The organism is Limosilactobacillus fermentum, assembly GCF_013394085.1.
In the GTDB taxonomy this organism is placed as follows: Bacteria; Bacillota; Bacilli; order Lactobacillales; family Lactobacillaceae; genus Limosilactobacillus; species Limosilactobacillus fermentum.
The window spans coordinates 1,455,267-1,469,545 of the sequence record NZ_CP040910.1; the positions used below are offsets into that span (position 1 = coordinate 1,455,267).

The following is a 14,279-nucleotide window of genomic DNA, read 5'->3' on the forward strand; positions in this document are numbered from 1 at the left end:
TTAGTTTTCAAAGTACAAACTCGCTAACCTTGCGGCTAGCAATGGAGAATATCGGGATCGAACCGATGACCTCCTGCTTGCAAAGCAGGTGCTCTCCCAGCTGAGCTAATTCCCCATGATGGGCCTAAGTGGACTCGAACCACCGACCTCACGCTTATCAGGCGTGCGCTCTAACCAACTGAGCTATAGGCCCAATAAGCGATGATAAATCATCTTGAGAAGTAAACCTCTCAAAACTGAACACTGTTTCGACAATGTGTAGGTTTCCGATTAATTCCTTAGAAAGGAGGTGATCCAGCCGCAGGTTCTCCTACGGCTACCTTGTTACGACTTCACCCTAATCATCTGTCCCACCTTAGGCGGCTGGCTCCTAAAAGGTTACCCCACCGACTTTGGGTGTTACAAACTCTCATGGTGTGACGGGCGGTGTGTACAAGGCCCGGGAACGTATTCACCGCGGCATGCTGATCCGCGATTACTAGCGATTCCGACTTCGTGCAGGCGAGTTGCAGCCTACAGTCCGAACTGAGAACGGTTTTAAGAGATTTGCTTGCCCTCGCGAGTTCGCGACTCGTTGTACCGTCCATTGTAGCACGTGTGTAGCCCAGGTCATAAGGGGCATGATGATCTGACGTCGTCCCCACCTTCCTCCGGTTTGTCACCGGCAGTCTCACTAGAGTGCCCAACTTAATGCTGGCAACTAGTAACAAGGGTTGCGCTCGTTGCGGGACTTAACCCAACATCTCACGACACGAGCTGACGACGACCATGCACCACCTGTCATTGCGTTCCCGAAGGAAACGCCCTATCTCTAGGGTTGGCGCAAGATGTCAAGACCTGGTAAGGTTCTTCGCGTAGCTTCGAATTAAACCACATGCTCCACCGCTTGTGCGGGCCCCCGTCAATTCCTTTGAGTTTCAACCTTGCGGTCGTACTCCCCAGGCGGAGTGCTTAATGCGTTAGCTCCGGCACTGAAGGGCGGAAACCCTCCAACACCTAGCACTCATCGTTTACGGCATGGACTACCAGGGTATCTAATCCTGTTCGCTACCCATGCTTTCGAGTCTCAGCGTCAGTTGCAGACCAGGTAGCCGCCTTCGCCACTGGTGTTCTTCCATATATCTACGCATTCCACCGCTACACATGGAGTTCCACTACCCTCTTCTGCACTCAAGTTATCCAGTTTCCGATGCACTTCTCCGGTTAAGCCGAAGGCTTTCACATCAGACTTAGAAAACCGCCTGCACTCTCTTTACGCCCAATAAATCCGGATAACGCTTGCCACCTACGTATTACCGCGGCTGCTGGCACGTAGTTAGCCGTGACTTTCTGGTTAAATACCGTCAACGTATGAACAGTTACTCTCATACGTGTTCTTCTTTAACAACAGAGCTTTACGAGCCGAAACCCTTCTTCACTCACGCGGTGTTGCTCCATCAGGCTTGCGCCCATTGTGGAAGATTCCCTACTGCTGCCTCCCGTAGGAGTATGGGCCGTGTCTCAGTCCCATTGTGGCCGATCAGTCTCTCAACTCGGCTATGCATCATCGCCTTGGTAGGCCGTTACCCCACCAACAAGCTAATGCACCGCAGGTCCATCCAGAAGTGATAGCGAGAAGCCATCTTTTAAGCGTTGTTCATGCGAACAACGCTGTTATGCGGTATTAGCATCTGTTTCCAAATGTTGTCCCCCGCTTCTGGGCAGGTTACCTACGTGTTACTCACCCGTCCGCCACTCGTTGGCGACCAAAATCAATCAGGTGCAAGCACCATCAATCAATTGGGCCAACGCGTTCGACTTGCATGTATTAGGCACACCGCCGGCGTTCATCCTGAGCCAGGATCAAACTCTCATATAAAATAAGAAGCTTGAATAGCTCTTTTTAATAAATTAAGCGAATTGACTTCGCAAATGTTTTTGCCTCGATCATTAAGATCAAGGACCCTACACATTTGATTCGTCGAAACATTATTCAGTTTTCAAAGGTCTACCGCCGACCAGCTTAGCCAGCCGGCTTAAGTATTTTATCATAAGAGCTAATGTGTTGTCAAGATATTTTTTAAATTCTTTTTTAACTCATTGGCAACGCTGATTTAACAGCTTAATCAATATATCATATCAGACAATTAACTGTCAACACTGTTTTTTGAAGGATTTTACAAGGTTAACTTCATGTCGTCCTTGCTTATCACAACGATTAAATACTATACCAGTGACTTTTTAAATCGTCAACGCTTTTTGGCAAAAAAGTTAAAAACGTTGGCGAAAATCTTCTAGACAGTCATAGACCTCAATGGCCGCCAAGTCGAGTTGATCGAACACCATCACGTCACCTGGTTCAATTCGCTTAACGACAAACTCCCCGCTCTCCTGATTGAAGAGGACGTCGCACACCGCAATCCCATACCGTTCGAAGGTCCGAACCTGCAAGGGCCCCGCCCCGTCCACCACCATCGCCTCCAAGCGTTTGATGATCCGACGTAGATTCGAATTAACCATTGTCTTCCCTCCTTGTTATCTTATCTATTTTACCCTTCTAACTACTTAAAGGCAAAACGGGGCGGTAGCGCTAGCCTAAACCACTACCTTACCCCGGTTAATTAACCAGCTAAGGGCGCCGAACTTAGCTCGCTTTCCCCAAGGCGTTGGCGCCAGGTGCTAGCACCTGGCGCCGCCTAAAACAATCTCATCAACAGGATTTGACAAAGGGCCGATATAAATAAGGCCCCCACAGCCGGCCAGCGACTATGGGGGTCTAAGTTAATCTGTTTTACTAAGGGGAGACGGTTCCCCTTACTTTTCAACGGCTACTTAACGGCGCCACTCAGTTAATCATTCATAGGGCTTCACCGGATCGGGCTTTAAGACGAGGGCCACCATCCCGGCAAACATGCCGAAGTAGTAGGTGAGAATCCGCCACAAGAGCATGGCCAAGACTAGCTTAGCGTTGGAGGTAATGAAGCTGGCAAAGAGGACGGTAAAGGAATACTCGGCCCCCCCAGTCCCCCCGGGAATCGGGAAGAGCGAGGTAATCATAAAGATCAAGACGTTTAAGGAAACGATCATCACCACGTTAAGGTTTTGCACCCCCAGCGCCAAGAGAATGAAGTAGGGAATTAGGTAGTAAAAGGCCAACTGGACTAAGGTCACCACCGAGACCTTAGCGAGCTTGCCGTACTCCTGACGCATCTTCAAGCTCTCCTGGTAAAAGGAGTCAATCCGCTCGTCTAAGACCCGCTGCCAGTTCTGGTAACGGTTCTCTTTAACAAACCAACGCACCGGCCTTAATAAGAGGTTGGTGGCCCGCTTGGTAAAGGAGTGCCAGTACATGACTAAGAGCAAGGCGACGATCACGCTCAGGTGAATGACAAAGCCAAAGACCACCAGCAAGGACAGGGCCTGGAGCTTGGTGGCAATGTAGTGAAAGCCAATCAGCATGCTGATAATGAAGTTAATTACGATCATCCCCTGAAAGACGACGAACTTCATCAAGAGGACCGAGCTGGCCCGGCCGCCATCGACCCCAGCCTGGAGCATCGCCACTAGTTGGGCGGGTTGGCCCCCGGTGGAAAAGGGAGTAATCCCGTTGAAGAGTTGTTCGACCAGCGGCACCCGCATGGTGTTTTTCCAGCTAAAGTCCGGGTAACGGTCGGCCATGAAGAGCTTGGTAACGACCCCTTCCAGCCCCAGGTAAAGGCAAATACATAAGACGGCCACGCTAAACCAGCCCCAGTTGAGGTTGGCGAGGTCAATGCTTAACTGATGTAAATCGGTGTTGCGCAACGAAAAGGTGAAGATGCCGGTGCCGGCAACGAGCATCAAGATCAAAACGACCCAGTTTTTTCGCGACATCCTATTCCCTCCCCGTTTGCGTTCGATAAAAGTGGTACCACTCATTAGCTAGGTGGTCCTTGGAGTAGCGTTGGGCGGCCGTTAGTGACTTTTGCTTTAGGTCAGCTAGGGCGACCGGATCCTGGGCAATCCGCACTAGTTCTGCTTGCATTTGGTCGACGTCTTTAGCCGGTTGGTAGTAGCCGCCGATGATTGAGTGGTACAAATCGAGGTCGCGCAACATGACCGGGGTCCCACACGAAAAGGCTTCAAGTACCGACATCGGGAAGAGCTCGTTATAGGAAGGCAATAAAAATAGGTCGGCGATGTTGTTTAACTCGGCAATCTGGTCGCGGGTAACGATCCCCGGGAACAAGAGGTTGGCCGGCGGGTTAGCGACAACCTTCTTGAGCTCTTGGTAGCCATCGGTGATCCGGCCAAAGGAAAAGCCCCCGGCCCAGATGAATTGAAAGTGGGGGTTTTGTTTGGCTAGTTTGATGAAATCAAAGACGCCCTTCCGTTCTTGGATTTGACCGCTACCGACGACCGTGAAGCGCTCGGGATCCAGTTTCCACCGCCGGTACAGTTCCCACCGCTTGGCCGCCGAGACCGGGTAAAAGCGCTGGTCATCGACGAAATTGGGGATGTAGGTCACCCGTTCTTGTGGGATCCCGTAGGCCACCAGCTTGGGGATAAAGGTCGGGTTAACCACGACCAGGTGATCCATCCGCTTGTAAAAGGCAATCAGGTAACGATAAAAAAGCCCCCGAAACGGTTGGGGGATCTTCAGGCTGCCTTCCATCGTCTCGGGAAGGAAGTGCACGTAGCCGATCTTTTGGCCCCGTTTCTTGGAAAAGGTCGACACAAAAAAACGGGGGTCGATCGTGTGGTAGTGGCTGATGTCATTTTGGCGGCTAAACTCATTAATTTGAATATCGAACTGGGAAGCAAAGCGGTCCTTTAACAGGGTCATCAGCTCCGCGTAGGCGCTCCCGACCCCCTGCCCCGCCACCTTGTCAGCCGACGAATACATGGTAATTTTAATCATTTTGGTCCCTCAAATGACGAAAACGACGCCCAAAGCCCGGCCGCTTTTTTTCCGCCACTTCCTCTTGGCAGACCCGGTAGAAATCAAGCACCCGCTGCCCAAACACCTCCGCGGAGATATCGTGCAGTTTCTCGCGGCGCTTGGCGATCGCCTCCGGGCTTGGCGGGGTGGCCAAGTATTCCAGTACCCCGTCAACCAGGTCGGTGCGCTTTTGAAAGGAACGCCCAATCGCCGGGTCATCGATTAGCTCGTCCGTATACTCGGAACGCATGACGACAATCGGCAAGTCGCTGGCCAAGGCCTCATCGTAAGTCAGCCCCTGGGTTTCCGAATCGCTAGCCGAAACGAAGACGTCGGCCATTTGGTAGTAGTGACAAACCTGATCGTTATCCACTTGGCCGGTAAAGGATACGTGGTCTTGCAACCCCATTTCGCGCACCTGGCGCTCCAGGGTTGGCCGCGCCGGCCCCTCCCCCACGATTAAAAGTTGGGCGGCGGGCTCTTTTTCCAAAATGTCCGGCATGGCTTCCACGAGGGCGTGGATGTTCTTTTCAAAGGCCACCCGCGACAGCGACAAGAGGACCGGCGTTTGATCGGTGTAACCAAGCTTTTGGCGCAGGGCGCTGATCTCTTCTTTACTATCCGGCGTTTGGAAGACTTGTAGGTTAACCCCGGTTGGAATCACCCGGATCGGCGCTTCCACCCCGTAGGACAAGAGGGTGTCTAAGACCCGTTCAGACGGGGCGATTACCCCGGTCATGTTCTTTAAGTAAAAATGAGCCAGGTGGGCAACGTCTCGCGGCTTTAAGACCCGCCCGTTAGCGATGTAGTGGAGGTAGTCCTGGTACATGGTGTGGTAGGTGTGTAGGCACGGGATCTTCATTTCCCGGGCGACCATCTTCCCCATCATCCCCAGCGAAAACTCGGTCTGGTTGTGGACCACGTCTAAGTCGAGCTTCTTAGCTAACCGCAACACCTTCAGCCACCCGCTAACGGCAATCCGCCGGTCGGTAAAGGAGACAAAGGGAATGCTAGCAAAGCGGTAAATTCCCTCCGCCTGGTCCGAAACGGGATCAGCCGCCGGGTCGGTGGTTGTAAAAATGTACACCTGGTGGCCCAGCGCGGTTAATTGATCGCGCAGGGTCTTAATCGAGGTGGCCACCCCACTCACCTGGGGGAAATACGTATCTGTAAACAAACCAATTTTCAAAGCTTCGGCTCCTTTAATTCTTCGCAATAAACTACGGTTAATTATACTAAAGGGAATTTTCAGGCGCAATTTAGGCTATTTTAGCCCCGTTCCTATCCCCGGGGCAAGTCAGATCATAAACGGGGTGCCCGGCTCCTTCGGCCCGACACCCCGTTTCTATTTTTTCCAGCTTCCTGGTCGTTGGTAGGCAGGTTAAGCTTTCCTTAATATGTTGATTACTTCATGTGACTGGTTAATTGATCGACCAGCGCCCTGACTTCGGCCGGGCTGTGGGCAGCCAGGGCCTGGTGAATCAGCGGCTGCAGTTGCCGCACCTTGAGGCGGCGGATCTGCGAGCGAACCGGCAGGACCTGGCTTAGCGGGACCGAAAACTCATCTAGGCCCATCGCCGCTAACAATGGCACGGCGGTCGGAATGGTCGCCATTTCGCCACACAACCCGACCCACTTGCCTTCCGCGTGGGCACAATCAATTGTCTGCTTAACCGCCCGCAAGACGGCCGGGTGCAGGGACTGGTAGAGGCTCGCCACCTGCCCGTTGCCCCGGTCGACGGCAAAGAGGTATTGGATCAAATCGTTGGTGCCGATCGAAAAGAAGTCGGCGTACTGGGCCAACTGGTCGGCCATCGCCACGGCGGCCGGGATTTCAACCATCGCCCCGACCTCATACTCCTTGCCGACCGGGATTCCCTCCTGGGTCAGCCGGTTTTTCTCCTGATCGACCATCCGCTGGGCCTGCTGGAACTCGTCAACGGTCGCCACCATCGGGAACATGATCGCTAGCTGGCCGTACGCCGAGGCCCGCAAGAGCGCCCGCAACTGGGTCCGAAATAGCCCCGGGTAGGCCAGGCTAACCCGCAGGCCGCGCAGGCCCAAGAAGGGGTTGTTCTCCCGTTCCAGGGGCACCTGGGCGAGTTGCTTATCGCCGCCGATGTCGAGCGTGCGCACCACCACCCGGTGGTTGTTGGCAGCCAAGAGCAGCTTCCGGTAGGCCTGAAACTGGGTTTCTTCGTCCGGTAGGGTGTCTTGGTGTAAGAAAAGAAATTCACTACGAAAGAGACCGACCCCCTCGGCCCCGCTGGTGGCCAGTTCGTCGCTTTCGCGTGGCAAAGCGACGTTGGCGGCCACTTCAAAGTGGTGACCATCGGCGCTAACGGTGTCTTGGTGCTTTAAGACGCCCAGTTCGCGCAGGCGGGCACTCTCCCGGCTAGCCAGCCGTTGGTACTGATCGATTTGCTGAGGGGTCGGTTGCAAGATCACCCGCCCGTGGGTACCGTCGATGATGGCAACCATGTCGTCATCGGCGTGTTCGGTCACCGTCTTGGTGTCGACCACGGTGGGAAAGCGCATCTCCTTGCTCATCACCAAGAAGTGGGCGGTCCGGCCACCCAGGTCGGTCACAATCCCGGCGACTAGGTGTGGGTTCAAGCGAATGATGTCGGTCGGCGTCAGTTGGTGGGCGACGATGATCGCCCGGTGATCCAACTTAGCCAGGTCCGGCAATTCTTCATCTAATAGGTGGGCCAAGAGGCGCTTTTTGAAGTCCTGCAGCGCCAGCCCCCGTGCGTGGTAGTAATCCGCCCCGCCGGATTGGCGCTTGAAGACGTTTAGGTAGTGGTCAATCCGCTGGGTCGCCGTCCAGGCCGCCGTCGTCGAGTAGCGTTGGATGGCGTCGGTGATCTCCCCTTCAAAACTTTGGTCCTTAGCAATTGCTAATTGGGCGTCAATCACGGTGGCGGCCTTCTCCCCCATCTTTTGGTGAGCCTGCCGACGAAGGTCCGTCAATTCACGTCTTGCTAACGAAAAAGAATCATGAAGCCGGCTGACCTCATGATTCACATTATCGGTGTATTTAGCTTTAACCGTAAACCGCGATTCACCCAACCGGTAGACCGGGGCGATGGCAATCCCACCGCCGGCGGCCACGCCGTCGAGTACGGTGACCATTTTAGTCAGTCAGGCCTTCCTTAGTCATGGTTTCGGCAATGGCTTCGATGGCCTTCGCTTCGTCGTCACCTTCGGCAGTGATGGTAACGTCGGCGTTTTGGCCAACCCCGAGGGACATAACCCCCATGATGGACTTCAGGTTAACGCTCTTGCCGTTGTAAGCAAGGGAAATGTCTGAAGTGAACTTGGATGCCGTTTGAACGAGGATCGTTGCAGGACGGGCGTGAAGCCCAGCTTCGGCAGTAATCGTAAAGTCGCGTTTTTCCATTATAATCAATCTCCTTAGTGTTGATTTAGCGTTGGCAAACATAAGACACCATCTCATTTGGCCAACACTCACTATTTACTTAATTATAGCGATTGTAAGCGGTAAATACAAGGCGAACCACCAGAACTTTTAGTCAGTTTTGAAGCGGTAGTGAATTTGACCGCCCCGTCCGGCTTGCCCTTCAATCTGGCTGCGAAAGGAACTCTCCCGGTAAGCCTGCTGAAAGGCCATAAAGTTATCTGGTTCGACGAGTAGTTCTTCAATTTTTCCGTCACGCAAATCGGCTAATTGACGTACAAAGTCTTCCTTAGTTGCCAAGTTGATGCCCCCTCTTATACTGTGGCTAGCACTCATTTTAGCATTAGTTGCCAATCAGTGCTAAAATTTTCGGTAACGGGAGCCCTTACATGTTCAATTTTTTTATTTGAAGGGGTGCACCCTTTCAATTACGGTTGAAATGACTTGCGGTCCCACGAAAAGTAAGTATAATATAGGCAATGGTCAAGAAAAGTCAAAGGTTGACCCAAACGAAGGGGGATTAATTGATGCTCTGTCAAGTTTGTCAACAAAACCAAGCCACGATTCATCTCCAAATGATGATGAACGGGCAAAAAATGCAAATCGACTTATGTCAGGATTGCTACCAAAAAATGCAAAACATGCAAATGAACCTGTTGAACGGGGGCAGTGATATGAATAATGGATTCGGCTTTGGGAGTCTGGAAGACTTCATGAACGCCATGAACAACATGCAAAACCAACAAGCCAATAACAACAACGAAGGCCAACAAGCCAACCTAAATCAAAACCAACGCCAAGGCGGCGGCCGCGGCAACGGCAAGGGACTGTTAGCCCAGTTCGGGATTAACATGACCGAGCTGGCCCGCCAAGGCAAGATCGACCCGGTAATCGGCCGCGATAAGGAAATCGCCCGGGTCGTCGAAATCTTAAACCGGCGGACCAAGAACAACCCGGTCCTGATCGGGGAAGCCGGGGTTGGTAAGACCGCCGTTGTCGAAGGGCTGGCCCAAGCCATCGTTTCCGGTCAGGTACCAGAAAAGCTAGCTAATAAGGAAGTTATTCGCTTAGACGTCGTCTCCCTGGTCCAAGGAACCGGAATCCGCGGTCAGTTTGAACAGCGGATGCAACAGTTGATCCAAGAGGTTTCTAAGGACGAAAACGTGATCCTCTTCATCGACGAAATCCACGAAATTATGGGTGCCGGCAACGCCGAGGGCGGCATGGACGCCGGTAACGTCTTGAAGCCGGCCCTGGCCCGGGGTGAGTTCCAACTGATCGGGGCCACCACCCTCAACGAATACCGCAAGATCGAAAAGGACGCCGCTTTGGCCCGGCGGTTCCAACCGGTCGAAGTTGAACAACCGTCCGTCGACGAAACGATCCAGATCCTAAACGGGATCAAGGGCCGCTACCAGGATTACCACCACGTTACCTACACTAACGACGCCATCGAGGCGGCTGCTAAGCTATCCGATCGCTACATCCAGGACCGCTTCTTGCCGGACAAGGCGATCGACCTCTTGGACGAAGCCGGTTCACGCAAGAACCTAACCTTAAAGACCGCCGACCCGCACACTATCGAAAATGAGATTCACACCGCCGAAGCCCACAAGCAACAGGCCGTTGAATCACAAGACTACGAAAAGGCCGCCTTCTACCGCGACCAGGTTTATAGGTTGACCAAGGCCAAGAAGGACGCCGAGGAAAACCACACCGACCAAGCCGCCACGGTCACGGCCGCCGACATGCAAAAGATCGTCGAAGAGATGACCAACATCCCGGTCAGCGACCTGCAAAAGCAAGAGCAAAACCAACTCAAGAACCTCGATAAGCAGCTCGAAGACCACGTCATCGGCCAAAACGAAGCCGTTGACAAGATCGCCCGCGCCATTCGCCGGAACCGGATTGGTTTAAACAAGTCCGGCCGGCCAATCGGCTCCTTCCTCTTCGTCGGGCCAACCGGGGTTGGGAAGACCGAAACCGCTAAGCAACTGTCTAAGCTGCTCTTTGGTTCCAAGGACGCCATGATCCGCTTTGACATGTCCGAATACATGGATAAGACCTCAACTTCCAAGTTGATTGGGGCCGCCCCGGGTTACGTCGGTTACGAAGAGGCCGGCCAGTTGACCGAACAAGTTCGCCGCCACCCGTACAGCCTGATCCTTTTGGATGAGGTGGAAAAGGCCCACCCAGACGTCATGCACATGTTCTTACAGATCCTCGACGACGGCCGCTTGACCGATTCGCAAGGGCGGACGGTTTCCTTTAAGGACACGATCATCATCATGACCTCGAACGCCGGGACTGGTGACATGGTCGCCTCCGTCGGCTTTGGCGCCGAGGCGGCCGGCCAAACCAAGTCGGTCATCTCCAAGCTGACCAACTACTTCAAGCCGGAATTCTTGAACCGGTTCGATGACATCGTGGAATTCAACGCCCTGACCAAGGACGACTTAATGAAGATTGTCGGCCTGATGATCGACGACGTTAACAACATGTTAGCCGACCGCAAGCTCTACATCGAAGTGCCAGACGCCGTTAAGGAACGCTTAGTTGACCTCGGTTTTGACCCGAAGATGGGGGCCCGGCCACTGCGGCGGGTCATCCAAGAACACATCGAAGACCAAATCGCCGATTACGTCCTCGACCACCCGGACGCTACCAACCTGGTGGCCCAAGTCGATGAAGCCGGCAAGATCACCGTGGCCGCCACGCCAAAGGCGATCGCCGCACCAATGGACGCCGCCACCGACGCTAAGACGGAAGAATAACGCACCAATTGGGTCCCGCTTTGCCTCCAAAAGTGGGGCCTTTTTTTATGCTAAAATGAAGCAGGGAAAAATCTGTTTGCCCCAGCTTCTTATTTCATTTTTCGAATGTAAGACAAAAAACGTGGAAAATAACCGCAGGTCTAGTGCTTAAGCAGGCCGAAGAACGATGCGTCCCGCATCAACCGTTCGGCTCAGCTTAGTCATACGACCTGCCAAGGAGGTTATTTCCCACTCTCCGAAGGGAATGATTTCGTGAGCGACGAACAACTCCTCACCCGGCCGCTAATCACGGTCACCAACCTGATCTGGTCCTTTGACGCCACCAGCCAGACGGTCCAGCTCCTCTTGGTCCGCCGCGACCAAGAACCGTTTGCCGACTCCTGGGCCCTGCCTGAAACCTTATTACGGCGCCACGAAAGCGCTGATGACGCCGCAATCCGCCTGATCAAGGATAAGATTGGCCTGGAGCTGAGCCTGGCGGCCACCGAACAGTTGGCCACCTTCACCGCCCCCGACCGCGTCCCCGGCGAGCGGGCCCTGGCCCTGGCTTACATGACCTTTTTACCCTCGATGCCCGCTTTGACCCCGGGCTACGGGGCCAGCGAGGTCGCTTGGTTTACCCTCCAGCGGACCGCCGAGCAAGACACCTTGCAAAATGGGCGCCGCACCTTTATTTTAAATCGTCCGGCACTGGCCTTTGACCACGATCAAATCATCGCCACCGCCCTGACCCGGATCCAAAATAAGCTCGATTACCAACCGACCGTCTTGAGGATCCTGGGTCAGCAGTTCACCTTAAAGGAGGCCCGCAACGTTTACGCCACCTTTTTGAAAACCACCCCGGCGGCGATTGATAATTCCAACTTCCGCAAGACCCACGCCCACCTGTTTGAAGAGTGCGGCACCGCCACCCCCAAGCAAAGCGGCCGTCCGCCCAAAATATATCGGCTCCGGGGCTAGCCAAGTCCCCAGCAAAGGAGTAGGATTGACTGCAAGGAATAAAAGTCATTCCTACTTTTATTTTTACTCATGTTTAGGTATTTTTTACTTTAATCACGCAACACCCTCACCAAGGAGGTTTTCAGCATGCAGTCACCAACTGCCCTTTTGATTATCGATTACACTAACGACTTCGTTGACGAGCGTGGCGCCCTGACCTGTGGCCAACCGGCCCAGCAAATCGCTACCACCATCGTTAGCCTGGCTGACCGGGCCCTCAAAGCCGGTCAGTGGGTCATCTTGCCGACCGACGTCCACCAGCCACACGACCCCTACCACCCGGAGAGCAAGCTCTTCCCACCCCACAACCAACGCAATACCTGGGGGCGCCAGTTCTACGGCCCGCTTAAGGAATGGTACCAAGCCCACCAGGCTAACGACCACGTTGTGCTGCTCGATAAGACCCGTTACTCGGCCTTTTGCGGCACCCGTCTCCAACTCTTCTTGCAGGAGCGCGGCATCCGTCACCTCGCCCTAACCGGGGTCTGTACCGACATCTGCATCCTCCACACCGCCGTCGACGCCTACAACCGGGGCTACAAACTAACGGTCTACCAGGATGCCGTTGCCGCCCTGACTCCCACCGGCCAAGAATGGGCGCTCCAACATTTTCAAACCGTTTTAGGCGCCGAAGTCCTTTTGGGGGGTGAACCAAATGAATAACCACGCCCTGTTAACCGACCTCTACGAATTTTCGATGGCCAACGGTTACCTGGCCACCCTGCCCGATGATCGCTGGGCGGTCTTTGACGTCTTTTTCCGGACCGTTCCCGACGACGGCAGCTTCGTGATCGCCGCCGGGCTGGCCCAGGTCGTCGATCAACTCAAGGACCTGCACTTTACCGCCGCTGACCTGGCCTACCTCCAGTCACTGGGCCTCTACCAACCAGACTTTCTTGACTACCTGGCCCACTTCCACTTTACCGGGACCGTCAGCGCCATGCCGGAGGGGACCCCGGTCTTTGCCCGCGAACCGCTGTTGACCGTTTGCGCCCCCCTGATCCAGTGCCAGCTGATCGAAACCTGGCTGCTCAACATCTTAAACCACCAGTCCCTGATCGCCACCAAGGCGCGGCGGATCGTGGCGGCAGCGGCGGGCCGTCCGGTGATGGAATTCGGTGCCCGCCGTGCCCAGGGTCCCGACGCCGCTACCTATGGCGCCCGGGCCGCCGTGATCGGGGGCTGTGCTAGCACCTCCAACGTCTTGGCCGGCCAGCTCTTCCAACTACCGGTTGCCGGCACGATGGCCCACGCCTGGGTCCAGTCCTTTAACGACGAACTGACCGCCTTTCGGTCCTGGGCCAAGGTCTACCCGGACAGCGCCTCGCTGTTGGTCGACACCTACGACGTCTTAAAGTCCGGGATCCCCAACGCCATCACGGTCTTCAAGGAGCTGCAAGCCACTGGCCACCAGCCCGTCGGGATCCGGATTGACTCCGGTGACATCGCCCAACTTGCTACGGCCGCCCGCCAACTGCTCGACCAAGCCGGCTTCCCGAACGCTAAGATCACCGCCTCCAATTCGCTAGACGAAGGCGTCATCTCCTCCTTGCTTGAACAAGGAGCGCCCTTAGATAACTTCGGGGTTGGCGACAAGTTGATCACCAGCGGTTCGGCTCCAGTGCTAAGCGGGGTTTATAAAATGGCCGCCCTGACCGAAAACGGCCGGTGGCAGCCCAAGATCAAACTCTCCAACTCACGGTCCAAGATCACCCTGCCGGGTAAGAAACAGACCTACCGCCTCTTCCACCCCCATTCCAAAACCGCCTTCGCCGACGTGATTACCCTGGCCGACGAAGAACTCACCGCCCCGCTAACGGTCACCAACGTCGACCCGCTCTCCACATTCAGCCAACTCACCCTAACCGACTTTGTGGCCCAGCCGCTGCAAGTCCCGGTGGTTAGTAAGGACGCCCAACCGGTGGAAACCGACGTGCTGGCGATCCAGGAACGAACCCAGAAACAATTAGCCCAGTTACCGGCCGCCACCAAGCGCTTGGTCAACCCGGACGCTTACCCGGTCTACATCTCCCCTAAGTTGGCCGCCTTGCAACAGGAGTTAATGAAGGAGCACCAGCAGTGAGTGCGATCCAACCTCCTCGATAGGCCGTATGGCTAAGCTAGGGCGAACGGTTGGTGCGCCAGCACCGTTCTTCGGCCAGACTTAGCCACTAGGCCTGCGGTT

The 14,279-nt window shown here is 54.7% G+C and carries 11 protein-coding genes, 2 tRNA genes and 1 rRNA gene; 4 read left to right on the top strand and 10 right to left on the bottom strand.

Annotation, left to right across the window (positions count from 1 at the left end):
- Positions 1 to 42: 42 nt before the first annotated feature.
- The 10 genes from FG166_RS07330 to FG166_RS07375 form a co-directional block, all read right to left on the bottom strand.
- A tRNA-Ala gene (locus tag FG166_RS07330) sits at positions 43 to 115 on the bottom strand.
- A 4-nt stretch (positions 116 to 119) separates the two neighbouring features.
- Positions 120 to 193: transfer RNA gene (locus FG166_RS07335), tRNA-Ile, on the bottom strand.
- Positions 194 to 282: 89 nt separating this feature from the next.
- Positions 283 to 1,858, bottom strand: a 16S ribosomal RNA gene (locus FG166_RS07340).
- A gap of 392 nt (positions 1,859 to 2,250) precedes the next feature.
- Positions 2,251 to 2,499, bottom strand: a complete 249-nt coding sequence (locus tag FG166_RS07345) for a DUF1797 family protein (protein ID WP_003684211.1) — start codon at positions 2,497 to 2,499, stop codon at positions 2,251 to 2,253.
- A 333-nt stretch (positions 2,500 to 2,832) separates the two neighbouring features.
- On the bottom strand, positions 2,833 to 3,852 hold the full coding sequence (locus tag FG166_RS07350) for a lysylphosphatidylglycerol synthase transmembrane domain-containing protein (RefSeq protein WP_003684209.1): 1,020 nt from the start codon (positions 3,850 to 3,852) through the stop codon (positions 2,833 to 2,835).
- Position 3,853: 1 nt separating this feature from the next.
- Positions 3,854 to 4,879 carry a glycosyltransferase family 4 protein gene (locus FG166_RS07355; RefSeq protein WP_003684207.1) on the bottom strand — a complete coding sequence of 342 codons (1,026 nt, stop codon included), beginning with the start codon at positions 4,877 to 4,879 and terminating at the stop codon, positions 3,854 to 3,856.
- Entirely contained in the window at positions 4,872 to 6,089 is a 1,218-nt protein-coding gene (locus FG166_RS07360; protein ID WP_035431252.1) for a glycosyltransferase family 4 protein, read from the bottom strand. Before FG166_RS07360 ends, FG166_RS07355 begins: the two co-directional genes overlap by 8 nt.
- A 215-nt stretch (positions 6,090 to 6,304) precedes the next feature.
- Positions 6,305 to 8,035 carry a phosphoenolpyruvate--protein phosphotransferase gene (gene ptsP, locus FG166_RS07365; RefSeq protein WP_003684205.1) on the bottom strand — a complete coding sequence of 577 codons (1,731 nt, stop codon included), beginning with the start codon at positions 8,033 to 8,035 and terminating at the stop codon, positions 6,305 to 6,307.
- Position 8,036: 1 nt separating this feature from the next.
- Complete coding sequence (locus tag FG166_RS07370) at positions 8,037 to 8,303, bottom strand: phosphocarrier protein HPr (RefSeq protein ID WP_035431250.1); 267 nt, start codon at positions 8,301 to 8,303, stop codon at positions 8,037 to 8,039.
- 129 nt (positions 8,304 to 8,432) lie between these two features.
- Positions 8,433 to 8,621, bottom strand: a complete 189-nt coding sequence (locus FG166_RS07375; RefSeq protein WP_015639290.1) for a hypothetical protein — start codon at positions 8,619 to 8,621, stop codon at positions 8,433 to 8,435.
- Between the two features lie 227 nt (positions 8,622 to 8,848).
- Here FG166_RS07375 and FG166_RS07380 point away from each other — a divergent pair, with 227 nt between their 5' ends.
- The 4 genes from FG166_RS07380 (at position 8,849) to FG166_RS07395 (ending at position 14,177) form a co-directional block, all read left to right on the top strand.
- Complete coding sequence (locus FG166_RS07380; RefSeq protein ID WP_003684198.1) at positions 8,849 to 11,095, top strand: ATP-dependent Clp protease ATP-binding subunit; 2,247 nt, start codon at positions 8,849 to 8,851, stop codon at positions 11,093 to 11,095.
- A gap of 252 nt (positions 11,096 to 11,347) precedes the next feature.
- Positions 11,348 to 12,055 carry an NUDIX hydrolase gene (locus FG166_RS07385; RefSeq protein ID WP_003684196.1) on the top strand — a complete coding sequence of 236 codons (708 nt, stop codon included), beginning with the start codon at positions 11,348 to 11,350 and terminating at the stop codon, positions 12,053 to 12,055.
- A 126-nt stretch (positions 12,056 to 12,181) separates the two neighbouring features.
- Entirely contained in the window at positions 12,182 to 12,757 is a 576-nt protein-coding gene (locus FG166_RS07390) for a cysteine hydrolase family protein (protein ID WP_003684192.1), read from the top strand.
- A complete protein-coding gene (locus FG166_RS07395; RefSeq protein ID WP_003684191.1) occupies positions 12,750 to 14,177 on the top strand; it encodes a nicotinate phosphoribosyltransferase in 1,428 nt (475 codons plus the stop codon). The genes FG166_RS07390 and FG166_RS07395 overlap by 8 nt, the downstream gene beginning before the upstream one ends.
- Positions 14,178 to 14,279 lie beyond the last annotated feature (102 nt).

Bases quoted from the DNA above. Each gene is read 5' to 3' on its own strand.
- FG166_RS07370 (WP_035431250.1), bottom strand. From the start codon at position 8,303: ATGGAAAAACGCGACTTTACGATTACTGCCGAAGCTGGGCTTCACGCC.
- FG166_RS07355 (WP_003684207.1), bottom strand. From the start codon at position 4,879: ATGATTAAAATTACCATGTATTCGTCGGCTGACAAGGTGGCGGGGCAG.
- FG166_RS07390 (WP_003684192.1), top strand. From the start codon at position 12,182: ATGCAGTCACCAACTGCCCTTTTGATTATCGATTACACTAACGACTTC.
- FG166_RS07345 (WP_003684211.1), bottom strand. From the start codon at position 2,499: ATGGTTAATTCGAATCTACGTCGGATCATCAAACGCTTGGAGGCGATG.
- FG166_RS07350 (WP_003684209.1), bottom strand. From the start codon at position 3,852: ATGTCGCGAAAAAACTGGGTCGTTTTGATCTTGATGCTCGTTGCCGGC.
- FG166_RS07395 (WP_003684191.1), top strand. From the start codon at position 12,750: ATGAATAACCACGCCCTGTTAACCGACCTCTACGAATTTTCGATGGCC.
- ptsP (WP_003684205.1), bottom strand. From the start codon at position 8,035: ATGGTCACCGTACTCGACGGCGTGGCCGCCGGCGGTGGGATTGCCATC.
- FG166_RS07380 (WP_003684198.1), top strand. From the start codon at position 8,849: ATGCTCTGTCAAGTTTGTCAACAAAACCAAGCCACGATTCATCTCCAA.